Genomic DNA, 22,808 nt, shown 5'->3' with positions numbered 1-22,808 from the left:
TGCCCCTTCCGCCCTAAACCGCCGCACGTTGGCGGGCTACAATGTCGCCTATTGCGATCGATGGCTGTTTCATGAATATTTTTTTTGAGGAATCCGGCGGCTTCAAGGCTGGCACGGTGTTGTCGCAGCAAGGTGAGTCGTACCAGGTGGAGCTGCCCGGTGGACGCCGCAGCAAGATCAAGGGGCGCGACGTGCTGCTGCGTTTCGAGTCGCCGTCGCCCGCGGAGCTGATGACGCAGGCGCACGCCGCCGCACAGGACATCGACATGAGTTTCCTGTGGGAATGCGCGCCTGCCGAGGAGTTCGCGTTCCCGGTGCTCGCTGCCGAGTACTTCGGCGAAGGCGCCGGCGTTGCGCAACAGGCCGGACTCGCGCTGGCGCTGCAGGCCTCGCCGGTGTACTTCCGGCGAAAAGGCCGCGGTCAGTACCAACGCGCGCCGGAGGAACAACTGCAGGCCGCGCTCGCGGGACTCGCCCGCAAGCAGCAGCAGGCGGAATTGCAGGCCGTGTATGCCGATCAACTGATCGCCGGCACGCTGCCCGACGCGCTCAGGGGCAAGGAACTGCAGTTGTTGTTCCGTCCCGACAAGAACACCATCGAGTGGAAGGCGCTCGACGCCGCCGCCATGGCGCTGGGCAAGACGCACGCCGAGGTGATGCTCGCCTGCGGCGGCATTTCGTCGCCGCGCGCGTATCACGAGGCGGCGTTCCTCTACGAACACTTCCCGCGCGGCACAGGCTTCCCGGAACTCGGGCCGACCCCGGTGCCCGGCGACGATTTGCCGCTGGCCGACGTGCAGGCGTTCTCCATCGACGATTCGACGACGACCGAGATCGACGACGCCCTCTCGGTACAGGTACTGCCCGATGGGCTGTTGCGTGTGGGCATCCACATTGCGGCGCCGGCACTCGGCATTACGCGGGGTGATGCCATTGATGAGATCGCGCGCGTGCGTCTGTCGACGGTCTATGCGCCGGGCGAAAAGATTACGATGCTCCCGGATGCGGTGGTCGAGGCGTACACGCTTGCCGAGGGCGGCGCGCGTCCGGCACTGTCGCTGTACGTCGTGGTCAAGGCCGACACGTACGAGATCGTGGCGACGGAAACGCATGCCGAGCGGGTGCCGATCTCGGCAAACCTGCGTCACAACGAACTCGACGCGATCATCACGGCCGAGACGCTGGCCGATGGCAGCGGCGAGTATCCGCACAAGGAAGCGCTGCGGCTGTTGTGGCCGTTCGCGCAGTCGCTCTACGAGAAACGTCAGGCCGCGCGCGTGGGTTATGGCCTGCGCCCGGAAGTGCAGAACAAGACCGACTTCAATTTCTACGTCGAAGGCGAGCAGGTCACGATCAAGCAGCGTATGCGCGGTGCGCCGCTGGATCTGATCGTCGCCGAGATGGCGATTCTCGCGAACAGCCGGTGGGGACGCCTGCTGGCCGAATGCGGCGTGCCCGGCATCTACCGCGCTCAGCGTGCTTACGGCGTGAATCGCACGCGCATGCAGACTTCGCCGGCGCCGCACGAGGGCCTGGGCGTCGAGCAGTACGCATGGAGCACTTCTCCGCTGCGTCGCTATGTGGATCTGGTCAACCAGTGGCAGTTGCTTGCGTGTGTGCGTCACGGCGTGACGGCCAAGCTGGCGGCGCCCTTCAAGCCAAAGGATGCCGACCTGTACGTGACCGTGTCGAGCTTCGAAGCCGCCTATGCGGCTTACGCCGAGCACCAGAGCCGGATGGAGCGCTACTGGTGCCTGCGCTGGTTGATTCAGGAGAACAAGTCGCAGGTGCAGGCGAGCGTGCTCAAGGGCGACACCGTGCGGCTGAACGACATTCCGCTGACGCTGATCGTTCTGGGGCTTGGCCCGCACGCGCGCGGTACGCAGATCATGCTCGACGTGCTCTCGCTCGATGTCGTCACGCTCAGCATCTCGGTACGTGTCGCGCAGGTGCTGGGCGCCAGCCAGAGCGGACTGGGCGAAGACGATGACGAAGGCGCCGGCGGTGCAGGCGAAGGCGGTGGGGGCACGATGGAGGCGATGGGGCCGCAGGTGGCGACGACGCGGGGGGGACGACGATGCCGATGGCGCCAACGATGCGGAGGGGGCGAGCGACACGGTAAGCGACGACCGCGGCGAAAGCCAGGGTGACGACGACGTCGCCTCGGCGTCGCAAACCGTTGATGTGGCGTCCGGCACTTCGTCGCTTGCTGCCGCGCTGATGGTGGCGGGGGGGCGCGACGCGTCTCCCGGTCCGGCGTGCTGAAACCTGCTCTCGCGGCAGGCAACCTGCGCGCGGCGCGCCGCCGCGGCGGGTCGCTGATGCGCGAGCATCCGCTTGCCACGGGCCTGGCATTTTCCGCGCTGGTCCACCTGCTCGCGCTGGCGGTGCATTTCGTCGCGCCGGACAGTTTCCGGCTGCATAGCGCGGACACGCCGCTCGATGTCGTCCTCGTCAACGCGAAGTCGGCCAACGCCCCCGACAAGGCGACGGCGCTCGCGCAGGCCAACCTCGTGGGCGGCGGCGAGCACGACGGCGAGCGTGCGACATCACCGCTGCCGTCGCGCGCGCTCGATCGCGACGGCGCGCCCATCGCGCAAATCCAGCGCAACGTGAGCGAACTGGAAGCGACGCAGGAAAAGCTGCTGACGCAACTGCGCAATCAATACGCTGCCACGCCGGCGTCGCAGCGGCATCGCGCCGACGCGCCGCAGCGCGGGCAAGGACTCGACGATCAGAACGTCGACCAGAAGATCGCCCGTCTGCAGGCGGAAATCGACAAGCAGTTGCGCGCCTATCAGACCCGCCCGAAACGCGGCCAGGTCACAGCCAATACCCGTGAAGTGGCGTATGCGCGCTATTTCGACACGCTGCGTCATCGCGTCGAACGCTACGGCACGGAGCATTTTCCCCAGATCGGCAACGAGCGTCTCTATGGCGAGCTGATCGTCACGCTCAACGTCAATCAGCGGGGCGGGCTCGGCTATCACAAAGACGGCTGGAATGTCGCGGGCGTGGAAGTCACGCGAAGCTCCGGCAATCGCGATCTGGACCGCCGAGCGGTGGCGATCGTACAGGCCAGTGCGCCGTTTGGTGACTTCTCGCCCGAGATGCGGCAGCGCTATGACATTCTCGAGATCGTGACGCGGATGACCTTCTCGCGTCAGGGGGTGCAGGCCGAGACGCTTGCGTCACCGTCGGTCGCCGCGGCGCGGTAGCACGCCACGGGCGAATCGTCGCTAAACGCCCGAAGCCACGGGGCCGCTGCGTGTACTATTCGATGACATTGGCGCGGTTTGCCGGCAACGTGATGTGACGGTTTCCGGCGACCGATGCCTGCCGAGTCACGGCCAAACACCGTATCTGATGCACGTGGACGCAAGTAATTGCGGCGCCTGGGCGAAAGCCAGGCGCCGCGTCTTTGACAACGATGACAAACCAAACGCCCTCCGGGGAACTGCAGGCCGATCGCTACGCCGTGATCGGTCATCCCGTCGAACACAGCCAGTCGCCGTTCATTCACGCCGAGTTCGCGCGCGAAACCGGCCAGCATCTCACCTATGAGCGCTTGCTCGCGCCGCTCGATGCGTTTGCCGCCACCGTGCGCACCTTTATCGACAACGGTGCTCGCGGGGCCAACGTCACCGTCCCGTTCAAGCTCGAGGCCCACGCGTTGGCGGATCGTCTGACCGAACGCGCGCAGGCGGCGGGCGCCGTCAACACGCTGGTGTTCGACGCGCGGGGCATCACCGGCGACAACACCGACGGCGTGGGGCTCGTGCGCGACATCGAGGGACCGCTGGGCGTATCGCTCAAGGGCCGGCGCGTGTTGCTGCTCGGCGCCGGCGGTGCGTCGCGCGGGCAATGTTGCCGTTGATCGAGGCGGGGCCGGCGGCGCTGTTTGTCGCCAATCGCACGGCCGCGCGCGCCGACGAACTCGTCGCACGTTTCGCGAACGCGGCCGAGCGCCATGGCGTGGCGCTTGCCGGTGGCGGCTGGGACGCGGTCCCCGCGGCGTTCGATGTCGTCATCAACGCCACGGCCGGTAGCCTTCAAGGCGACGTACCGCCGCTGCCTGCGGGCGTCTATGCGGAAGGGGCGCTTGCCTACGACATGATGTACGGCGCGCAGCCAACGGTGTTCATGACTCACGCATTGGCGGCCGGGGCGACGCGCGCGGCCGACGGTCTCGGCATGCTCGTCGAGCAGGCGGCCGAAGCGTTCGCGGTGTGGCGCGGCGTGCGGCCGTCGACCGATGCCGTGCGCACGGCGTTGCGCGCCCGGCTCGCAGCGAAAGGTTGACATTGCCGATGGCTGCACCGCGACGCGCTTCGCGCACGACCCGCCATCGCCGCTGGGGACCGTGGCAGTGGACGGCCTACGTCGTCACGTTGGTCTTCGTGGGCGTGCTTGCCACGCAGCTCTATTACTTCGTGCAGATTGGCTGGTGGGTGCGTTTCGATCCGTCGTCGACGGCGTTTATGCGCGCGGCCGCCGCGCGATTGCATGAAACGGATCCGACGGCGACGCTCAAGCACCAATGGGTGCCTTACGACCAGATTTCGCGACATCTGAAGCGCGCCATCATCGCGAGCGAGGACGCGAACTTTGTCAATCACGATGGCTTCGAGATCGACGCGATGCTCGGCGCGTGGGAGAAGAATCAGAAGAAGGGGCGCATCGTCGCGGGCGGCTCGACCCTCTCGCAGCAACTGGCGAAGAATCTGTTCCTGTCGAGCGAGCGAAGTTACCTGCGCAAGGCCGAAGAATTGAGCATCACGTGGATGCTCGAGTTCTGGATGACAAAGCAGCGGATCTTCGAGATCTATCTCAATTCGGTGGAGTGGGGCGAGGGTGTGTTCGGTGCCGAGGCCGCGGCACGCCACTACTACGGCATTCCGGCCTCGAAGCTCTCCGCTTGGCAGGCGGCGCGGCTGGCGGTGATGTTGCCGCGCCCGCGCTACTTCGATGCCCATCGCAATTCGCCGTACCTTGCGCAACGCGCCGGCGTGATCGCGCGTCGCATGGGCGCGGCGGAGTTGCCACAGTAGGTCGATAGCCCCCGCGCGCAGACTTTCGCCCGACGGGCGAGCTCGGGCGTGTGTGGGGCTAGTGTCGCGAGGGGGCCGCGTCCGGCATCGGCTGTGCTGGCACGTGCATGACAGTGCGCGTCGGATACGGGAGCGAGCAACCCACGGCCTCGACCGTGTCCTTGACGCCGCGCTGCAGATCCCAATAGAGGCCCCAGTAGTTACCCAGTAACGACCATACCCGTACGTTCACAATCACCGCGCTGTCGCTGACCTGCTTGACCATGACTTCCGGTGCCGGTTTGTCGAGCACTCGCGCGTCCTCTGCCACGTGGGCACGCAGTGCCGTCATGGCGGTATCGAGATCGTCGTCGAGCGCGATGCCCACGGTGACCTCCATGCGACGCGTGGCATTGCGGCTGTAGTTCGTGATCGGCTGGCCCCAGATTTGGTTGTTCGGCACACAGACGTAGATGCCGTCGGCATTCGTGAGGGTGGTGGTGAACAAGCCAATCTCGTCGACCGTGCCGGCCACCGTCGTGCCGGCCGTGATGTAGTCGCCGTTGCGGAACGGTCGCAGTACCAGCAGCATCGTGCCCGCCGCAATATTCTGCAACGTGCCCTGCAGTGCCAGACCGATGGCCAGGCCTGCCGCGCCCAGCACCGCGATGATGCTGGCGGTCTGCACACCGAATTGAGCGAGCACGGCAACGAGCGTGATGATGCGCACCGACCACAGCGCGATCGACTCGATGAGCGGCTTGAGCGTTGCGTCGAAGTGTGGTGAACGGCTCAGCGTTCGGTGTACGAAGCGCGCCAATCGCTTTGCGATCCAGAAGCCGATCAACAGAATCAACACGGCCTGTACTAGCGACAGACCGTAGCGGACGGCGTTGGCCGCGAGAAAGCCCATCACGGCGTCGAAGGACGCGAGAGGGGGGGTAACCTCAGTCATATGGGGGTTCTCCGTGTTGATGGGGGCCCGAGAGCACCGATATCAAGATTGACGCGAAGCGCGCGGATTGGTTCGGCCGGCACGCGGAGCAGGTAAAATGTCGGCCTTGCTGGAACGAATCAGTCTCGAATCACCCGCCGTCGGAATACCGCCGCCGGAACCCCGCCGGAACCCCGTCATGACATTCACCGAAGTACTTAACGCGGCCTGGACGCGCAACAATTCTCTGCTTTGCGTGGGCCTGGATCCCGAGCCGTCGCGCATTCCCGCGCATCTGCAAGCGCAGCCGGACGCGATTTTCGAGTTCTGTCGCCAGATTGTGGATGCCACTGCCGCCTACGCGTGTGCATTCAAGCCGCAGATTGCCTATTTCGCCGCGCATCGCGCCGAGGAGCAGCTCGAACGGCTGATCGCCCATATCCACGCCGATCATCCGGGCCTGCCAGTGATTCTGGACGCCAAGCGTGGCGACATCGGCAGCACCGCCGAGCAGTATGCGCGCGAAGCGTTCGAGCGCTATCGTGCCGACGCCGTGACGGTGAATCCCTATATGGGCTTCGATTCGCTGGAGCCGTATCTGGCGCACGCCGAGAAGGGTGTCGTCGTGCTGTGCCGTACGTCGAACCCGGGCGGCAGCGATCTGCAATTCCTCGATGTCGACGGCAAACCGCTGTATCAGACGGTGGCGCGCCTGGCCGCTGGGCCGTGGAATACGAGCGGGCAGATCAGCCTGGTGGTGGGGGCGACGTTCCCGGCAGAAATCGCTGCCGTGCGCAGCATCGTCGGCGATATGCCGCTGCTGATTCCCGGCGTGGGTGCTCAGGGCGGGGACGTCGAAGCGACGGTCAAAGCCGGTCGCACCGCGAACGGGACGGGCATGATGATCAACTCGTCGCGTGCCATCATCTACGCCGGTCGCGACGAGCACTTCGCTGCGGCGGCTGCCACCGCTGCGCAAAAGACGCGCGACAGCATCAACGCCTATCGATGATCGGTCCGCGTGCCGATGCGCGGACGTCGTCAAACGTCGCAGGGCGGCGCGACGATTACGCCTCGGCCTGGTCGAGGAATTCGACGACACCGCGCAGCGCGTGCTGTGCGGCCTGACTGCGCACCTGTGTGCGATCGCCCTTGAAGCGCTTCGTCTCGACAAGGGTCGTGACGCGGTTGCTCCACGCGAAGCACACCATACCCACCGGTTTTTCGGGCGAACCGCCGCCCGGTCCGGCCACGCCGGTGATCGACAGCGAGATCTGTGCACGACTGTTCAGCAGTGCGCCTTCGGCCATGGCACGTGCCACCGGTTCGCTCACGGCGCCGTGCTTGTCGATCAATTCAGGCGGAACGCCGATCATTTCGGACTTGGCTTGGTTCGAATACGTCACGAAGCCACGCTCGAACCATTGGCTGCTACCGGAAACGTCGGTGATTGCTACCGCAACGAGGCCGCCGGTGCATGACTCGGCCGTGGTCAGCATCAGGCGTTCGTCACGCAGACGATTGCCGACTTTGACCGACAGTTGGGCCAGAAGATTTTGTTCGGAGACCACGGGACGGCGCCTTCAATAAGTCAATGCAACGAATAGGTAACGGGTATCGGTGCGCGTACCCGCGGGGACGACGCCAGCGAGGCACCCGTCATGAATGATGCGGCTTGCACCATCGCGCGGCGGCAAGCCCGGTCGATCAGATCGAGCGCCACAGCGCAATGACGAGCAACGTGCAAAAGGCGGCGACGAGATCGTCCAGCATGATGCCGAGGCCACCCTTGACCGTGCGGTCGAAATATCGGATCGGCGGCGGCTTGACGGCGTCGAAGAATCGGAACAGCACGAAGGCCACCAATTGGCCGACAAAGCTCGCCGGCGTAATGAGCAGCAGCACGATCCAGAACGCGACAATCTCGTCCCAGACGACGGGGCTCGGATCCGATGTGCCAAGTTTGCGCGCCGTGTAGGCGCAGATCCAGATGCCGCCAGCGATGGACGCGGCGATCAGCACGCCCCACCCCGTGACCGTCAGGTACAGATTGAGCACCAGATACGATGCCCATCCGAAAAGCGTGCCCACGGTGCCCGGCGCGAACGCCGACAGGCCCGTGCCAAAGCCGAGCGAAAAGAGGTGGGCAGGGTGCGACAGCAGGAACCGCGAGTTCGGCCGGCGCGGGCCGCTGCCCGAGTTGACGGCGGCCGGTTGATCAGTGCTCATTGGAAATGGTCGAAACTTTTGAAATCGGCAGCGACGGACGCGCCAGTCTTGTCTTGGAGGTGGAGCCGGGCGAGGCGCGCGTCGGGAAGCGCTATTGTACCGATACGCGTGAGGCGTATGCCGAGTTCGTTGCCGATCGCCTCGATATGCGGCCGTTGCGCACGGTCGGCGCAGAAGCCCAGTTGATAGTCGTCGCCGCCCGCCAGCGCACACATTCTCTGAATCGCCGGCGTTTGCGCGGTCAGCAGGTCGGAGCACGGTACATCATCGACGTTCACCGTCGCGCTCACGCCGGAGCGCTCCAGAATATGGCCGAGGTCGCCCAGCAGCCCATCGGAGATGTCGAGGGCGGCGCGAGCCACGCCGCGCAGCGCCAGTCCGAGTGTCACCTGCGGCTCGGGCCAGTCCAGCGCGCGGCGCGCGAGGGCGAGATCGACGTCCGACAAGGTCCATTCCCCACGTATCGCACCAAGCGCCAGCCGGGCATCGCCGAGGGTGCCGGAGACCCAGATGTCGTCGCCGGGCTGCGCGGCGTCGCGACGCAACGCCTGGGCGCCGGGCACGCTGCCGAAGACGGTCACGCAAAGATTGCGTGGGCCGCGCGTGGTGTCACCGCCGACAAGCGGGCAGGCGTAACGGTCGGCCAACGCCGACAGGCCCTCGGCAAAGGGCGCGAGCCAGGCCGGGTCGCTCTCGGGCAGGGCAATCGCCAATGTGAAGCCCATGGGCCGCGCGCCCATGGCCGCGAGATCCGACAGATTGACCGCGAGGGTCTTGTGACCAAGCGCGCGCGGGTCGACGTCGGCAAAAAAGTGGCGGCCCTCCACGAGCATGTCGGTCGAAATCGCGAGCTGCTCGCCGGCGGGGGGACGCAGCAACGCGCAGTCGTCTCCAATGCCGAGCGTCACATGCTCGCCCGGCCGGGTAGCGTGGGCGAAGAAGCGGTCGATCAGCGAGAACTCGGACAGCGGTGAAGTTGAGGCAGACGTCTGGGTCATGAGCAACGGCGCGGTTGCCCGCCTGGACCGAGCGCATCGCGTTGCGGGACCACTCCGGTGCAACGCGCGACGCCAGGGAGCATTAGGCGGTGGGCAATGAGTAAAGGGCTGCGGTGATGCACAGGCAAGACCCTATTCTAAGAGGCGACCCCGGCTTTCCCAAGCGGACAAAGCACGGACACCCGGAATTCAGACGGATTCTCATGCCGGTCTCGGATCCCCCCACGTTGCGAGACGTCCGTGGTCCGAAAAGGCGGGCGATGGTGCAGCGCAGCGTTGAAATCGCCAGCAATTTTGGCCACTATCGGCGAGGAAGCCGTACCGCGCAGGTGCAGCCCCTATTCGCTTTTTGCATAAGTGGCGTGAATAAATGGGGCTACAATTTGCACTGAAAATCCGACCCCATTTTGTTCGTCAAGAGCCTCCCCTCATGCCCACGCCGATCGATCCGAAACTGCGCGAAGCTGCGCTCGAGTATCACGAATTTCCCACGCCCGGCAAAATCGCCATCGCGCCGACCAAGCAGTTGCTCAACCAGCGCGATCTGGCGCTGGCGTATTCGCCGGGCGTTGCCGCCGCGTGTGAGGAGATCGTCGTCGACCCGCTCAATGCATCGCGCTACACGGCGCGTGGCAATCTGGTCGGCGTGATCACGAACGGCACGGCTGTACTTGGGCTGGGTGATATCGGCCCGCTGGCATCCAAGCCGGTGATGGAAGGCAAGGGCGTATTGTTCAAGAAATTCGCGAATATCGACGTGTTCGATATCGAAGTCGACGAGAAAGACCCCGAAAAGCTCGTTGACATCATTGCGGCGCTGGAGCCGACCTTCGGCGCCATCAACCTCGAAGATATCAAGGCGCCCGAGTGCTTCATCGTCGAGCGCAAGTTGCGCGAGCGCATGAAGATTCCGGTCTTTCACGACGATCAGCACGGCACGGCGATCGTGGTGGCCGCCGCGCTCATCAACGGCCTGAAGGTCGTCGGCAAGGATCTGAAGTCCGTGAAGGTGGTAACGTCGGGCGCGGGCGCAGCCGCGCTTGCGTGCCTGGACCTGCTCGTCGACATGGGGCTGTCCATCGAGAACATCTGGGTGACGGACCTGGCGGGGGTGGTGTACGAGGGCCGCACCGAACTGATGGATCCGGAGAAGATCCGGTTCTCGCAAAAGACCGATGCGCGCGGGCTGGCCGACGTGATTGGCGGCGCCGACGTGTTTCTCGGGCTGTCGGCTGCCGGCGTGCTGAAGCCGGAAATGGTCAAGACGATGGCCGACAAGCCGCTGATCTTCGCGCTGGCCAACCCGAATCCAGAGATCACACCGGAACTTGCGAAGGAAGTGCGTCCGGATTGCGTGATGGCGACGGGCCGCACCGATTACCCGAATCAGGTCAATAACGTCCTTTGCTTTCCGTTCATCTTCCGCGGTGCGATCGATGTTGGCGCCACGACGATCACGCGCTCGATGGAAATCGCGGCGGTGAATGCGCTGGCGGAATTGGCGCGTCAGGAGCAGAGCGATATCGTGGCGTCGGCCTACGGGATCAAAAACCTGTCGTTCGGCCCCGACTATCTGATTCCGAAACCGTTCGATCCGCGTCTACTGGTCAAGGTCGCGACCGCGGTGGCCGAAGCGGCGATGGCTGCCGGTGTCGCCACGCGTCCCCTTGCGGATGTGGAAGCCTATGCGCAATCGCTCCAGCAGTTCGTGTACCACAGCGGCGGTCTGATGAAGCCGCTGTTCTCGGTGGCGCGCAGCGTGCCTGCCAACATGAAACGGATTGCGTTTGCCGAGGGCGAAGAGGAGCGCGTGCTGCGTGCCGTACAGGTGCTTGTGGATGAACGTGTCGCCACGCCGATCCTGGTGGGGCGCCCGGCCGTGATCGAGCACCGTGTTCAGCAATATGGCCTGCGCCTGACACCGGGTGTCGACTTCACCGTCGTGAACCCGGAGCACGACGAGCGCTATCGCGATTACTGGGAAACGTATCACCAGTTGACCAACCGCAAGGGCGTGACGGCGTCTTATGCGCGCGTCGAGATGCGTCGCCGCACGACCCTGATTGCCGCCATGTTGGTGCGCAAGGGCGAAGCCGACGGCATGATCTGCGGCACGGTGTCGACGCCGGGTCGTCATCTGCATTTCATCGATCGCGTGATCGGCAAGCGGGCTGGCGGGCACGTCTATGCGGCGATGAATGCCCTGATTTTGCCGAACCGCCAGATATTCCTGGTCGATACGCACATCAATCAGGATCCGAGCGCAGAGGAACTGGCCGAAATCACGTTGATGGCCGCCGAGGAGATTCGCCGCTTCGGTATCCAGCCGAAGGTGGCCTTGTTGTCGCATTCGAACTTCGGTACCAGCGACGCCGCGTGCGCCCGTAAGATGCGCGAAACGCTGGCGATCCTGCAGGAACGTGCGCCCGATCTGGAAGTTGATGGCGAAATGCACGGCGATTGCGCTCTCGACCCGGAACTGCGCGCACGCATCATGCCGGAGTCGACGCTGACCGGTGCTGCGAACCTGCTCATCATGCCGAATATCGACGCCGCGAACATTGCGTACAATCTGCTCAAGACGGCGGCGGGCAATAACGTGGCGATCGGGCCGATCTTGCTGGGCGCTGCCAAGCCGGTGCATATCCTGACCGAGTCGGCCACGGTGCGACGCATCATCAACATGGTGGCGCTGGTGGTGGCCGATGCGGCGGCGCAACAACAGGCGCGCTGACGTCTGGCGAGCGCGCGGCGGTTCGCCACCGTTCGGCACATGTTAGCGACAAATCGCCGCCCCTTTTGGGGGCGGCGATTTGCATTCCGGCGAGACATTTTGCGCACTCACGCCGTCATGTGTGCGCTCACTCTCTTGAAAATCCTTTATTTTCAATAATTTGTGGCGTTGTTTCGTTGCAAAATGTAAGCCGACATTGATTCTCTGGACCAATAGCGATAACCTTACGGCTTCAACCACCAGAACAAGCCCGCGGCGCAATACGACGTCGGGCGACAGGCTAGCTATGACCATGGCACGTTGGCTTCACCGGAGCATCGTGGCGCTGACGGCGGCTGGTAGTGTGTTTCTGTGGTCCAATGCTGTGGCGCGCGAAACCGCGCCATACGTCACGGGTTCAACGGTCACAGTGTCCGTTGCCGAGTTGCCTCGCGAAGCACAGCGCACGCTGACGCTGATTGCCCAGGGCGGGCCGTTCCCCTACGCCAAAGACGGCGTTGTGTTCGGGAACTACGAAAAGCGGCTGCCCAAAATGCGGCGTGGCTATTACCATGAATATACGGTGCCGACCCCCGGTGCCCGCAATCGGGGCGCCAGACGCATCATCTGTGGCGGGGACCAGCGGTCGGTCGATCCTTGTTACTACACACAAGATCACTACAACAGCTTTAGACGCATAAGGGAATGACAGCAGTATGAGTGAGCCGGTTTTCGCACAGGAACGCGGGAAAGATCGTATGGCAGATCCATTCGGTGCGGGCGAGGGCAACTTGTTCAAGCAGGTGCTGGGCCTGCATGCTGTCGCGCGGGCCGGCCGCCGCCATACCTTATCGGAAGAGGGAGATATGAGTCTTTTCAAGACCGTCAGGCCGAATATCGTGCAGTCGATCCGCGCATTCCGCGTGCCGGAATTGGCCGCAGAGGCCGAGCGACTCGGGCAGCACTTCCTCTACGCCAATTGTTCGCAGGCGCAGAGCAAGGCCGAGGTGCTGGAGACGATCGCCACGTCGTTCCTGTTTCCCAAGCATTTCGGAAAGAATTACGACGCCTTGCACGATTGTCTGACCGATCTGGTGCATCACGCTGGCCCGCAGCCCGGTTTTGTCGTCGTGCTCGAGGGATTGCCGGTGGCGACGAAGTTCGATAAGGACGGTCGTGAAACCCTGCTGGACGTGTTTCGCGATGCCGCCGAGTTCTGGGCGGAGCGTCGTATCACGTTCCGCGTCTTTTACTCGTTTGCCTGACGGGCCGCCACGCGAATCGTCGGTGAGTGGCCTCGGAAACATCGTCTGACGTCACCGGTCTCGCCCCGACGCGAACATGCGTCACGTCAGCCTCACGAAAAAGGTCCGCATTGCGGACCTTTTTACGTTTTCAGCCTGGGATTATCTGATGCCTGGATGGCCTTGCCTCAACCGGGTCGTCCACCGAGGAATTGCTGGGCGAGACTCGCGAGGTCGAGATGACCTTGCGGTAGATCGCCGTTCGGGGTGAGGTGATTGACCACCTCCGGCAGCAGCGATGACAACTGCTGTGCTGCCTCATCCTGGCTTACGCCCGCCGAATCGGCCAGTTGCTGCAGATGTCCTCCCGGGCCAAGCGCCTGGGCCACCTGATCGGCCGACACTGGCTGATTGCTGCCGGTGCCGACCCACGAGCGCATCGCATCGCCCAGGCCGCCGTTTTCCAGCACCTGCGTCAGTCCGCCCAGTCCGCCGAGCGCGCCCACCAAGTCACCAGGGGATGTCGCGGGGTTGCCGGCGGCATCCTGCTGCGGTGCTTGTCCTCCGCCCAGCAGCCCGCCCAGCAAACCGCCAAGACCGCCGGCACCACCGCCGCCCGCCGCCGCGCCGCCCAGCATCCCGCTGAGTGCGCCCCCCAATGAGCCGATCAGGTCGCCGCCTTGACCGCCCTGTGCCTGCGCGTTGCCGGAACGGTTGGCGATCATCGCCAGCAAACCCATCAGCAGCAACATTTTGGTATTGCCGCCGCCACCGTTACCGCCTTCGGCCGAGTTGCCAGAAATGCCGCCGAGAATGGAATCCAGGATACCCATGGGATGACTCCTTTAGGCTTGTGAAGCCAATGTTCAAATCGTCGAGGCTTACCAACCGCCCCAGCGCGCGGCCAATGCCGCGAGGACCGCGATACCCGCCGTTTCAGTTCGCAAGATGCGTTCGCCCAGGTGAATCGCCGTAAAACCGGCCTCCCGCGCGAGGGATTCTTCGTGCGGTGCCAGTCCGCCTTCCGGGCCGAACAGCAAAACGCCTGGCTGAGACGGTGCGTGCAGCGGCAGCGAGTCGAAACCGCTGTCCGCTCTGGGTGACAATAGCACACGCCATCCGTCGTCTGTCACCGCGCCTTGCTCGCGCAGCCAAGCGCCGATCGGGCGAATCGGCAGGACGCGTGGCACGCGATTTCGGCCGCATTGTTCGCAAGCGGCCTGTGCCAGGGCCTGCCAATGGGCAACGCGCTTCGCCGCACGTTCTCCGTCGAGCCGGATCACCGAGCGCTCGGTGATCAGCGGCTGAATGTCCGTCACGCCCAGCTCGATGGCCTTTTCCATCAGCCAGTCCATCTTGTCGCCGCCAGCGATGCCCTGTGCCAGGGTGACGCGGTACGGCGTCTCCACCTCGCGCGCCTCCCGTTCGCCGAGTTGCGCCGTGGCGTGGCGCTTTTCCAGCGTCGTGAGCACTGCCGGATACTGGCCGCCCGTGCCGTCGAAAAGCGTGAGCGCATCGCCGATCTTCAGGCGCAACACGTGAACGTGACGCACCACCGTCTCGGGAAGATCAAGCAGTGAGCCGGCGTGCAGCGGCACATCGATAAAGAAGCGAGGCATACGGACGGGAGTCGAAAGGGAGCGGTCGGGCGTGGCGCCGGGGACAGAAGCATACCCCAACGCCAGAGGGAGAAACGGCTCAGCTTCGCGCAGCGACGGGGCGGGCGAAGCCCCAGCGATAGCCGTCCGGGTCTTCCAGTTGGCAAAAGCGGTCGCCCCAGAATTGGTCGCTGGGAGGCGTTAGCCCCTTCGCGCCGGCGGCGATCGCCTGCGCGTATAGCGCATCGACGTCTTCCGTATAGACATAGAAGCTCTGCGACGCCTCCACACCGGAGGTGCGCGGTGTGCGCGCGGTGCTCGCGAACGCGCCCTCGGGGGCGAACATCACGATCAATTGCCCTTGATAAAACATTTCCACGTGCATGACGATGCCGTCGTCGTTCACCATGTCATGCACCGAGAAGCCGAACGCCTGCGCATAGAACGTCGCGGCCGCCCTGGCGTCGCGAACGGTCAGGTAGGGCGTCAACCACGGCACATGGGCGGGGCGGGGATCGGGCATGACGGTGCTCCGGTATGAGCTTCGGCTGTGGACAAAGCAGACGCGTCCTGGCGCTTGCATACGCGAACGGTCCGCCGCCAAGGGTTGCGATGAGTTTTCAATATACAAGGAATGCGGGCTTGGTTCACTTGCGTCGCGTCATCTCGTCGTCGCGCGGTTTGTTATCGATCGCCGAACACGGCCATCAGTTCCGGCGGGATGTCGAAAAGCGCGGCACGCCGGGCCGGCGAATAGTGGCGCAGGGATTCTCGCGATAGCAGAGCCTGCGTGGCAACGGTTGCCTCGCTACCTCGCACGTCGAGCGAATCGCTGGCGAACGCGAGCGCCCACAACGTGCCGTACAGCGGCACATACGTGTTTATCGGCTGGACAAATTTGAACACCGAGCGCAGGGCATCGAGCATGCGTGCGACTTGATCGGCTTCGAACCATGGCGCCCCGAGTTGCAGGGCGATAGCGCCGCGTGGGCCGAGTAACGCGCGGAGTTTGGCGAAGAACGGCGCGCCGTGCAGCGTGGCCGCTTCGCCGTCAGCGTCGGTCAGGTCGAGAATCACGGCGTCGAACGCTTCTGCGCGAGCCAGCGCGGCGTCGACGAGAACCCGGGCGTCGCCGATGACAAGCGTGGTGCGCGGATCGTCGAATGCGCCGTCCGCCAACGTCGGCATGTACTGCAGGATCGTCGCGGGCACCTGGGCATCGAGTTCGGCGACGACAACCTCGCGCACGCTCGGGTGACGCAAGGCTTCGCGGGCCGAGCCGCCATCACCCCCGCCAAGCACCAACACACGCTGGGCGTTGCCGTGCGCAAGCAAGAGCGGATGCACCATGCATTCGTGGCAGATATGCGCATCGGCGAGCGAAGCCATGAACCGGCCGTCGAGTCGATACGCCCGCCCAAGTGCCCGAATGCCGGCAAATCCACGACCTCGATGTGCTGATAGGCCGACGTGGCGGCGAATACCGGGCGCGCGGCGAACACATAACCGGCCCAAGGCCCGAGCGGCGCCGTGCACGGGCGCAATGCGGCGGTCGATAGGTCGTCGCTGATGTCACGTTTGGCGGGCATTGGCGAGGCAACTTCCTCTAATGGGTGGCGATCATGCCTGTTCTTTGCATGATTCCACGTTCCCGTCATTTGGGGAAGTTCGCCGCGAGCGACCCGGGCAACGGCCGTATCTGGTAAAATCTTGGACTTTATTCCGCATTCGAATTTCGCGCGGCAGCTCGCGGCAACGGGGGCACGCCCGCTCTTCCGGCTGTTCACCATGACGAACTCCTCTTCTGCTACGCCTGCGCTGATGGCCTCTGCCATTCGCGTCCTCTCCATGGACGCGGTCCAACAGGCCAACTCCGGTCACCCTGGCGCGCCGATGGGCATGGCCGATATCGCGGTCGCTCTCTGGGGCCGTCACCTCAAGCACAACCCCGTCAACCCGCATTGGTTCGATCGCGACCGCTTCGTGCTGTCGAACGGTCACGGCTCGATGCTCATCTATTCGTTGCTGCATCTGACGGGCTATGACCTGCCGATCGAAGAGCTGAAGCACTTCCGCCAACTGCACAGCAAGACGCCGGGGCACCCGGAAGTGGGCGTCACGCCGGGCATCGAGACGACCACGGGCCCGCTGGGTCAGGGCATCACCAACGCGGTGGGCTTCGCGCTGGCCGAGGCCCTGCTCGCCAAGGAATTCAACCGCCCGGGTAACGATATCGTCGACCACTACACGTACGCGTTCCTTGGCGACGGCTGTCTGATGGAAGGCATCTCGCACGAAGCGTGTTCGCTCGCGGGAACGCTGCGCCTGAACAAGCTCATCGCGCTGTACGACGATAACGGTATCTCGATCGACGGCGACGTCGAATACTGGTTTGCCGACGACACGCCGAAGCGATTCGAAGCGTATGGCTGGAACGTGATTCGCGGCATCGACGGCCACGATGTCGACGCCGTTGATGCCGCCATTGCGCGGGCCAAGACCTCGGATCGTCCGACGCTGATCTGCTGCAAGACGTTGATTGGCAAGGGCGCGCCGAACAAGCAGGGCGGTCATGATGTGCACGGCGCGCCGTTGGGTGCCGACGAAATCGCCGCCACGCGCGCGTCGCTCGGTTGGCACCTGCCGCCGTTCGAGCTGCCGGCCGATGTCTACGCCGCATGGGATGCCAAGGCCGCCGGTCAGCGCGCCGAAGGCGCATGGAACGAGCGCTTTGCCGCCTACCGCAGCCAGTTCCCGGCAGAGGCCGCCGAATTTGAGCGTCGCATGAAGGGCGAGCTGCCCGGCGACTTCAAGTCGGCCGCCGCCGCGTTCATCGCCAAGACCAACGAGAAGGGCGAGACGGTCGCCACGCGCAAGGCCTCGCAGCTTGCGATCGAAGGTCTGGCCGCCGTACTGCCGGAGTTCCTGGGTGGCTCGGCTGACCTGACCGGCTCGAACCTCACGAATTGGAAGGCCAGCAAGGCGGTGCGCGCCAACGCGGAAGGCGTGCAGTTTGGCAATCACATCAACTACGGCGTGCGCGAGTTCGGCATGAGCGCCATCATGAACGGCATGGCGCTGCATGGCGGCTACATCCCGTTCGGTGGAACGTTCCTGACGTTCTCGGACTACAGCCGCAATGCGCTGCGTATGGCGGCGCTGATGAAGTTGCGCTCGATCTTCGTGTTCACGCACGACTCGATCGGCCTGGGTGAAGACGGTCCGACGCACCAGTCCATCGAGCACGTTTCGAGCCTGCGCCTGATCCCGCAGATGGACGTGTGGCGTCCCTGCGATACGACGGAGACGGCAGTCGCCTGGGTGGCAGCCGTCGAGCGTCACGATGGTCCGTCGAGCCTGGTGCTCAGCCGTCAGAACCTGCCGTTCGTCTCGCGTGACGATGCGCAGATTGCCGATATCCGTCGTGGCGGCTATGTGCTGCGTGACGTGGCGAATCCGAAGATCGTGCTGATCGCGACCGGCTCGGAAATCGAGCTGGCGCTCAAGGGCGCCGAGGCGTTGGCCGCCGAGGGCATCGCGGCGCGTGTCGTGTCGATGCCGTCGGCCAACGTGTTCGACCGTCAGGACAAGGCGTATCGCGAGCGCGTGCTGCCGCGTGGCGTGTCGCGCGTGGCGATCGAAGCCGGTGTGACGGCGTATTGGCATAAGTACGTCGGCCTGGAAGGCGGCGTGGTCGGCATCGACACCTTCGGCGAGTCGGCCCCGGCCGGCGTGCTGTTCAAACACTTCGGCTTCACCGTCGACCACGTGGTCGCGACGGTCAAGTCCGTGCTTGGCTGATTTCGTTAGACCTTACGGAGAAACCCCCATGACCATTCGCGTCGCTATCAACGGCTACGGCCGTATCGGCCGCAACGTGCTGCGTGCCCATTATGAAGGTGGTAAGAAGCACGACATCGAAATCGTCGCCATCAACGATCTCGGCAACGCGCAGACGAACGCTCACCTGACGCAATACGACACGGCGCACGGCAAGTTCCCGGGCACGGTGTCGGTCGACGGCGATTTCATGATCGTCAACGGCGACAAGATTCGCGTGCTGGCCAACCGCAACCCGGCCGAACTGCCGTGGGGCGAGCTGGGCGTGGACGTCGTGCTTGAGTGCACGGGCTTCTTCACGACGAAGGAAAAGGCTGGCGCTCACCTGAAGGGCGGCGCGAAGAAGGTCATTATCTCGGCCCCGGGCGGCAAGGATGTCGACGCCACGATCGTGTTCGGCGTGAACGAAGGCGTGCTTAAGTCGACCGATACGGTCATCTCGAACGCCTCGTGCACCACGAACTGCCTGGCGCCGCTGGTCAAGCCGCTGCACGAGAAGATCGGTCTGGAAACGGGCCTGATGACGACGGTGCATGCCTATACCAACGATCAGGTGTTGACGGACGTCTATCACGAAGACCTGCGTCGTGCGCGCTCGGCCACGATGAGCATGATCCCGACCAAGACGGGCGCCGCGTCGGCCGTCGGTCTGGTGTTGCCGGAACTCAATGGCAAGCTCGACGGTTACGCCATTCGCGTTCCGACGATCAACGTGTCGATCGTCGATCTGTCCTTCGTTGCCAAGCGCGACACGACGGTTGACGAAGTCAACGCGATTCTGAAGGAAGCGGCCGAGGGTTCGCTCAAGGCCATCGCAACGTACAACACGGCACCGCTGGTGTCGGTCGACTTCAACCACAACCCGGCCTCGTCGAACTTCGACGGCACGCTGACCAAGGTGTCGGGCCGCCTGGTGAAGGTTGGCTCGTGGTACGACAACGAGTGGGGCTTCTCGAACCGCATGCTCGACACGACCGTTGCGCTCATGTCGGCGAAGTAATCGCGTTTGACGCCCAGTCGTAAAAAAAAGCCGCTGTCGTGAGACAGCGGCTTTTTCGTTTTTGCGCGGCGTTGTGCTGGGATTTCGCGGTTTATGCGCTGCGTGCGCGGCCCTTGCGGCAGAGGCCGACGATAACGCCGACGACGGCGCCCAACACCAGCCCGCCGAGGCCGAAGTACGATTTTCGGGGAAAGACGGCGTTCTGGCCGACCTGAATTGCGCTGACGATGCGCGTGTTGTACGACTGATCCGGGGCAAGCATCTGTGAGACGCGAAAGCGACTTTCGTTGAGCGTCGCACGTTCTGTCCGGCTGCTCTGCAATGCGCCCAACGCGATGACCGAATCCGAATTTTTCGATCGAGCCAATGCGGCGCTCAATTGCTCCTGCGCTTTGGTGTTCGCCTCAATGGCGGTGTCAATGACGCTCAACTGCTGCTTGGGAAGCATGCGTGCGCGTTCGAGGATTGCCGCGTGTTCGGTTTCGATTCGTTGCGATGCGGCGTTGAGGACCTGTTCGGCTTGCTCGGGCGACGTGCCACGCGCGGTGATCTCGATGTACGCAGTACCCGGAAGCGACCGTGCCTTCATGGCGTTCCAGGCAACGGTTTTGCGCAGAGCGGCTTCGTCGCCCTGAAACTGGGGAAGTACCTCTGCGGTGACTTTGTCCCGGAACGTGCTCAGTTGCACTCGACCGACCGTTTGCTGAATCGACTCGATCAAGGGGCCATCAGGGCCGGCGACGGGCGAGCCGGCCGCGCGTCCGATCTGCAGCGTTACTGTGCCTTCCCATTTCTTGTGGAGTGCAAAGGTGCTGCCAACGCCGATGATGGCGCCGACCACGGCAAGTCCAGCAATCACTTTGACGTTGTCGCGGGCAAAATCGAGAATATCCGCCAGCGAAATTTCGTCGTCGTCGCTCTGAGCCATGTTGTTGGGCGATTCTTTGTGATTCATGTGAAGAATGGGGGGCTTCGATATCGTAGGGAGCGCCAGCAGGTCACATTCGACCGCCTCTGACGGCGGATGCGTATTAGCGCTCAAAGCATCAATGGCTGGGCCTTGGGGAAGATCCCAGAATGTCTTCATCAGAAGACATTCGGCCAAAACAACGTTTAATTCTTTTGACGATGCGGGCAGGGGTTTTTCGTGCAGCTCCCGTACATCGCTAGCGAGTGGTCCTGGAGCGCGAAGCCACGTTCCTTGGCGATCATTTTCTGGCGGCGTTCGATCTCGGCGTCGAAGAACTCTTCGACACGCCCGCAGTCGAGGCACACGAGGTGATCGTGGTGATGGCCTTCGTTGAGCTCGAAAACGGCCTTGCCGGACTCAAAGTTGCTGCGCGACAATAGGCCCGCTTGCTCGAACTGCGTCAGGACACGGTACACCGTGGCCAGACCGATATCGAGGTTTTCGTTGAGCAGATGACGATAGACGTCTTCAGCGGTTAAATGGTGCACCTCGCTCTCGCTGTTCTGGAAAATCTCCAGAATTTTGAGGCGCGGAAGCGTGGCTTTCAGTCCGATATTTTTCAGATCGGCGGGATTCGGCATCGCTCTACGTCCCTAGAGTACAATACAGCCGCAATAATAATGCCTTTTTGCCTTGCCCGGGCGCAAACCAGGGCAATCGGGACGGTTTGTGCCGTCAACGGGGGCGATGTGGCGGCGCGCCCGGCGTGCCGGATTCAAGGTCGATTTTTTTGAAAGCGAGTCAGATTTGCGTCGTTATCTCTCCCTTCCGCTCTCCGTCTGCGCTGCAGCGGCATTCCTGGTCCTGGCCGGTTGCTCGACGTATGACAGCGTGACCGACAAAGTGATCGGCGTGGTCACGCCGTATCGAATCAACATCGTTCAAGGCAACTTCGTCTCGAAAGAGGCCTATGAGCAGCTCAAAGCCGGCATGACACGTGATCAGGTCCGTCAACTGCTCGGCACGCCGCTGCTCACGGACATCTTCCACGCGAATCGCTGGGACTATGTCTTCTATTTCAAGCGCGGCAACGCGTCGGTGGTCCAGGAGCGTCACCTGAAGGTGTACTTCGATGGCGACACGCTGGCGCGCTGGGAAGGCGGAGAAAATCTGCCGACCGAATATCAGTTGGTGCGGGAAATCGATGGTCAGAAGGGCAAGACCGTAACTACCGACGCCTCGGCCCCGTCGACGGCGAGTGCTGCGACCGCGGAGACTGCCGCGCCTGCCGCGTCCGACGTCGCGGCCGTGTCGACCGCTGCGGCGGCTACCGCTTCCGAACCGGCCCCTGCGTCCAACGCACAGTCCACCGCTGGCGACAGCGCATCGGGCAGCGCGACGACGGCCACGGGCACGGGGCTTGTCCCGTCGCCGCGGGTGACTTCCGGCGGTGGCCTGTTCTCGATGCCCAAGTAAGCTGTCTGAAGAGTCAAGAATTCCATGATGAAGATTGCGATTGCTGGCGCCTCCGGCCGTATGGGCCGGATGCTGATTGAAACCGTACTGGCCACCGACGACGCCGAACTGGTCGGTGCGCTCGACCGCGAGGACAGCCCGGCGCTGGGACACGACGCCGGCGCCTTCCTGGGGCGCGAGACGGGCGTGAACATCACCGCCGATCTCGATGTCGCGCTCGCCAACGCGCAATATCTGATTGACTTCACGCGTCCCGAAGGCACGTTGGCGCATCTGGCTGCCGCCGAAAAGCACGGTGTCAAGATGATCGTCGGCACGACTGGATTCTCGGAAGCCGACAAGGCGCGTCTGGCCGCGGGGGCCGAACGCGTGGCCGTGGTGTTTGCGCCGAACATGAGCGTGGGTGTGAATGCCACGTTCAAGCTGCTCGAAGTCGCGGCGAAGATTCTGAACACGGGCTACGACATCGAGATCATCGAAGCGCATCACCGCCACAAGGTCGATGCTCCGTCGGGCACGGCGCTGCGCATGGGCGAAGTGGTGGCCGACGCGTTGGGTCGCGATCTGAAGGAATGCGCCATCTACGGGCGCGAGGGTGTGACGGGCGAGCGCGATCCGTCGACCATCGGGTTCGCGACCGTGCGCGGCGGCGATATCGTGGGCGATCACACGGTGCTGTTTGCCGGCATCGGTGAGCGCATCGAGATCACGCACAAGTCGTCGAGCCGCCTGTCGTATGCGCAAGGCTCGCTGCGTGCTGCCCGTTTCCTCGCGCAACACAACACGGGCCTGTTCGATATGCAGGACGTTCTGGGCCTGCGCTGATTCAGCCCTTG

At 63.8% G+C, this 22,808-nt stretch carries 21 protein-coding genes and 1 pseudogene; 12 read left to right on the top strand and 10 right to left on the bottom strand.

Translation table 11 applies throughout. The features are described 5' to 3' along the window. The first annotated feature begins 71 nt into the window (after positions 1-71). The 4 genes and pseudogenes from DRB87_RS19760 to mtgA all read left to right on the top strand — a co-directional run bounded on the left by DRB87_RS19760 (position 72) and on the right by mtgA (position 5,051). On the top strand, positions 72-2,150 hold the full coding sequence (locus DRB87_RS19760) for a ribonuclease catalytic domain-containing protein (protein WP_130027133.1): 2,079 nt from the start codon (positions 72-74) through the stop codon (positions 2,148-2,150). Positions 2,151-2,258: 108 nt separating this feature from the next. Further along, the gene (locus tag DRB87_RS19755; protein ID WP_017231501.1) at positions 2,259-3,218 is read left to right on the top strand and encodes an energy transducer TonB; all 960 of its coding nucleotides are present in this window, start codon (positions 2,259-2,261) and stop codon (positions 3,216-3,218) included. A gap of 212 nt (positions 3,219-3,430) precedes the next feature. Continuing rightward, a pseudogene (gene aroE, locus DRB87_RS19750) lies at positions 3,431-4,302 on the top strand (shikimate dehydrogenase). An 8-nt stretch (positions 4,303-4,310) separates the two neighbouring features. Further along, positions 4,311-5,051 carry a monofunctional biosynthetic peptidoglycan transglycosylase gene (mtgA, locus tag DRB87_RS19745; RefSeq protein WP_130027131.1) on the top strand — a complete coding sequence of 247 codons (741 nt, stop codon included), beginning with the start codon at positions 4,311-4,313 and terminating at the stop codon, positions 5,049-5,051. Between the two features lie 58 nt (positions 5,052-5,109). Here the strand turns inward: mtgA and DRB87_RS19740 are convergent, their stop codons facing one another. Next, on the bottom strand, positions 5,110-5,985 hold the full coding sequence (locus tag DRB87_RS19740; protein ID WP_130027129.1) for a mechanosensitive ion channel family protein: 876 nt from the start codon (positions 5,983-5,985) through the stop codon (positions 5,110-5,112). 178 nt (positions 5,986-6,163) lie between these two features. Here DRB87_RS19740 and pyrF point away from each other — a divergent pair, with 178 nt between their 5' ends. Continuing rightward, positions 6,164-6,976, top strand: a complete 813-nt coding sequence (pyrF, locus tag DRB87_RS19735; protein ID WP_130027127.1) for an orotidine-5'-phosphate decarboxylase — start codon at positions 6,164-6,166, stop codon at positions 6,974-6,976. A gap of 55 nt (positions 6,977-7,031) precedes the next feature. On the opposite strand, the gene DRB87_RS19730 is transcribed toward pyrF, so the two are convergent. The 3 genes from DRB87_RS19730 to thiL all read right to left on the bottom strand — a co-directional run bounded on the left by DRB87_RS19730 (position 7,032) and on the right by thiL (position 9,191). Next, complete coding sequence (locus tag DRB87_RS19730; protein WP_130027126.1) at positions 7,032-7,535, bottom strand: CinA family protein; 504 nt, start codon at positions 7,533-7,535, stop codon at positions 7,032-7,034. A gap of 136 nt (positions 7,536-7,671) precedes the next feature. Continuing rightward, complete coding sequence (locus tag DRB87_RS19725) at positions 7,672-8,193, bottom strand: phosphatidylglycerophosphatase A (RefSeq protein ID WP_130027124.1); 522 nt, start codon at positions 8,191-8,193, stop codon at positions 7,672-7,674. Continuing rightward, the gene (gene thiL / locus DRB87_RS19720; RefSeq protein WP_130027122.1) at positions 8,190-9,191 is read right to left on the bottom strand and encodes a thiamine-phosphate kinase; all 1,002 of its coding nucleotides are present in this window, start codon (positions 9,189-9,191) and stop codon (positions 8,190-8,192) included. Before thiL ends, DRB87_RS19725 begins: the two co-directional genes overlap by 4 nt. Positions 9,192-9,621: 430 nt before the next feature. Between thiL and DRB87_RS19715 the strand changes: the two genes are divergently transcribed. From DRB87_RS19715 to DRB87_RS19705, 3 genes are all read left to right on the top strand, one after another. Continuing rightward, positions 9,622-11,925: an NADP-dependent malic enzyme gene (locus DRB87_RS19715; RefSeq protein WP_130027120.1), complete on the top strand. Its 2,304-nt coding sequence runs from the start codon at positions 9,622-9,624 to the stop codon at positions 11,923-11,925. 292 nt (positions 11,926-12,217) lie between these two features. Beyond that, positions 12,218-12,613: a ribonuclease domain-containing protein gene (locus DRB87_RS19710; RefSeq protein WP_130027118.1), complete on the top strand. Its 396-nt coding sequence runs from the start codon at positions 12,218-12,220 to the stop codon at positions 12,611-12,613. Between the two features lie 49 nt (positions 12,614-12,662). Beyond that, the gene (locus DRB87_RS19705; RefSeq protein ID WP_017231753.1) at positions 12,663-13,169 is read left to right on the top strand and encodes a barstar family protein; all 507 of its coding nucleotides are present in this window, start codon (positions 12,663-12,665) and stop codon (positions 13,167-13,169) included. Between the two features lie 167 nt (positions 13,170-13,336). Here the strand turns inward: DRB87_RS19705 and DRB87_RS19700 are convergent, their stop codons facing one another. From DRB87_RS19700 to DRB87_RS19685, 4 genes are all read right to left on the bottom strand, one after another. Next, a complete protein-coding gene (locus DRB87_RS19700) occupies positions 13,337-13,981 on the bottom strand; it encodes a YidB family protein (protein ID WP_130027116.1) in 645 nt (214 codons plus the stop codon). 48 nt (positions 13,982-14,029) lie between these two features. Then, positions 14,030-14,767, bottom strand: a complete 738-nt coding sequence (locus DRB87_RS19695; RefSeq protein WP_130027114.1) for a 16S rRNA (uracil(1498)-N(3))-methyltransferase — start codon at positions 14,765-14,767, stop codon at positions 14,030-14,032. A 79-nt stretch (positions 14,768-14,846) separates the two neighbouring features. Next, positions 14,847-15,269 carry a glyoxalase/bleomycin resistance/extradiol dioxygenase family protein gene (locus DRB87_RS19690; RefSeq protein ID WP_130027112.1) on the bottom strand — a complete coding sequence of 141 codons (423 nt, stop codon included), beginning with the start codon at positions 15,267-15,269 and terminating at the stop codon, positions 14,847-14,849. 161 nt (positions 15,270-15,430) lie between these two features. Then, on the bottom strand, positions 15,431-16,135 hold the full coding sequence (locus DRB87_RS19685; RefSeq protein ID WP_130027110.1) for a polyamine aminopropyltransferase: 705 nt from the start codon (positions 16,133-16,135) through the stop codon (positions 15,431-15,433). A 399-nt stretch (positions 16,136-16,534) separates the two neighbouring features. Between DRB87_RS19685 and tkt the strand changes: the two genes are divergently transcribed. Both tkt and gap read left to right on the top strand, forming a co-directional pair. Continuing rightward, positions 16,535-18,547, top strand: coding sequence for a transketolase (gene tkt, locus DRB87_RS19680; RefSeq protein WP_130027109.1), 2,013 nt, complete (start codon positions 16,535-16,537; stop codon positions 18,545-18,547). A 28-nt stretch (positions 18,548-18,575) separates the two neighbouring features. After that, positions 18,576-19,586: a type I glyceraldehyde-3-phosphate dehydrogenase gene (gene gap, locus DRB87_RS19675; protein WP_017231759.1), complete on the top strand. Its 1,011-nt coding sequence runs from the start codon at positions 18,576-18,578 to the stop codon at positions 19,584-19,586. A gap of 91 nt (positions 19,587-19,677) precedes the next feature. Here gap and DRB87_RS19670 read toward each other — a convergent pair whose 3' ends face one another. Both DRB87_RS19670 and fur read right to left on the bottom strand, forming a co-directional pair. Next, positions 19,678-20,673 (bottom strand): hypothetical protein, encoded by a 996-nt coding sequence (locus tag DRB87_RS19670; protein ID WP_130027107.1) that lies wholly within the window; start codon positions 20,671-20,673, stop codon positions 19,678-19,680. A 26-nt stretch (positions 20,674-20,699) separates the two neighbouring features. Next, on the bottom strand, positions 20,700-21,137 hold the full coding sequence (gene fur, locus DRB87_RS19665) for a ferric iron uptake transcriptional regulator (protein ID WP_017231760.1): 438 nt from the start codon (positions 21,135-21,137) through the stop codon (positions 20,700-20,702). Positions 21,138-21,303: 166 nt separating this feature from the next. Between fur and DRB87_RS19660 the strand changes: the two genes are divergently transcribed. Continuing rightward, entirely contained in the window at positions 21,304-21,972 is a 669-nt protein-coding gene (locus DRB87_RS19660; RefSeq protein WP_240756070.1) for an outer membrane protein assembly factor BamE, read from the top strand. Between the two features lie 27 nt (positions 21,973-21,999). Beyond that, on the top strand, positions 22,000-22,797 hold the full coding sequence (gene dapB, locus DRB87_RS19655; protein WP_130027984.1) for a 4-hydroxy-tetrahydrodipicolinate reductase: 798 nt from the start codon (positions 22,000-22,002) through the stop codon (positions 22,795-22,797). The last annotated feature ends 11 nt before the right edge of the window (positions 22,798-22,808 follow it).

The sequence above is a fragment of the Pandoraea sp. XY-2 genome, from assembly GCF_004193915.1.
Taxonomy (GTDB): Bacteria; Pseudomonadota; Gammaproteobacteria; order Burkholderiales; family Burkholderiaceae; genus Pandoraea; species Pandoraea cepalis.
The sequence above is the reverse complement of the archived record's forward strand: the minus strand, read 5'-3'. Positions and strand labels throughout refer to the sequence as shown.

Excerpts from the sequence above, each read along its gene's own strand:
- dapB (WP_130027984.1), top strand. The coding sequence starts at position 22,000 with ATGAAGATTGCGATTGCTGGCGCCTCCGGCCGTATGGGCCGGATGCTG.
- DRB87_RS19695 (WP_130027114.1), bottom strand. The coding sequence starts at position 14,767 with ATGCCTCGCTTCTTTATCGATGTGCCGCTGCACGCCGGCTCACTGCTT.
- tkt (WP_130027109.1), top strand. The coding sequence starts at position 16,535 with ATGACGAACTCCTCTTCTGCTACGCCTGCGCTGATGGCCTCTGCCATT.
- mtgA (WP_130027131.1), top strand. The coding sequence starts at position 4,311 with ATGGCTGCACCGCGACGCGCTTCGCGCACGACCCGCCATCGCCGCTGG.
- DRB87_RS19740 (WP_130027129.1), bottom strand. The coding sequence starts at position 5,985 with ATGACTGAGGTTACCCCCCCTCTCGCGTCCTTCGACGCCGTGATGGGC.
- fur (WP_017231760.1), bottom strand. The coding sequence starts at position 21,137 with ATGCCGAATCCCGCCGATCTGAAAAATATCGGACTGAAAGCCACGCTT.
- DRB87_RS19670 (WP_130027107.1), bottom strand. The coding sequence starts at position 20,673 with ATGAAGACATTCTGGGATCTTCCCCAAGGCCCAGCCATTGATGCTTTG.
- DRB87_RS19685 (WP_130027110.1), bottom strand. The coding sequence starts at position 16,135 with ATGGCTTCGCTCGCCGATGCGCATATCTGCCACGAATGCATGGTGCAT.
- DRB87_RS19705 (WP_017231753.1), top strand. The coding sequence starts at position 12,663 with ATGGCAGATCCATTCGGTGCGGGCGAGGGCAACTTGTTCAAGCAGGTG.
- DRB87_RS19710 (WP_130027118.1), top strand. The coding sequence starts at position 12,218 with ATGGCACGTTGGCTTCACCGGAGCATCGTGGCGCTGACGGCGGCTGGT.
- gap (WP_017231759.1), top strand. The coding sequence starts at position 18,576 with ATGACCATTCGCGTCGCTATCAACGGCTACGGCCGTATCGGCCGCAAC.
- DRB87_RS19725 (WP_130027124.1), bottom strand. The coding sequence starts at position 8,193 with ATGAGCACTGATCAACCGGCCGCCGTCAACTCGGGCAGCGGCCCGCGC.
- thiL (WP_130027122.1), bottom strand. The coding sequence starts at position 9,191 with ATGACCCAGACGTCTGCCTCAACTTCACCGCTGTCCGAGTTCTCGCTG.
- pyrF (WP_130027127.1), top strand. The coding sequence starts at position 6,164 with ATGACATTCACCGAAGTACTTAACGCGGCCTGGACGCGCAACAATTCT.
- DRB87_RS19700 (WP_130027116.1), bottom strand. The coding sequence starts at position 13,981 with ATGGGTATCCTGGATTCCATTCTCGGCGGCATTTCTGGCAACTCGGCC.
- DRB87_RS19690 (WP_130027112.1), bottom strand. The coding sequence starts at position 15,269 with ATGCCCGATCCCCGCCCCGCCCATGTGCCGTGGTTGACGCCCTACCTG.
- DRB87_RS19760 (WP_130027133.1), top strand. The coding sequence starts at position 72 with ATGAATATTTTTTTTGAGGAATCCGGCGGCTTCAAGGCTGGCACGGTG.
- DRB87_RS19715 (WP_130027120.1), top strand. The coding sequence starts at position 9,622 with ATGCCCACGCCGATCGATCCGAAACTGCGCGAAGCTGCGCTCGAGTAT.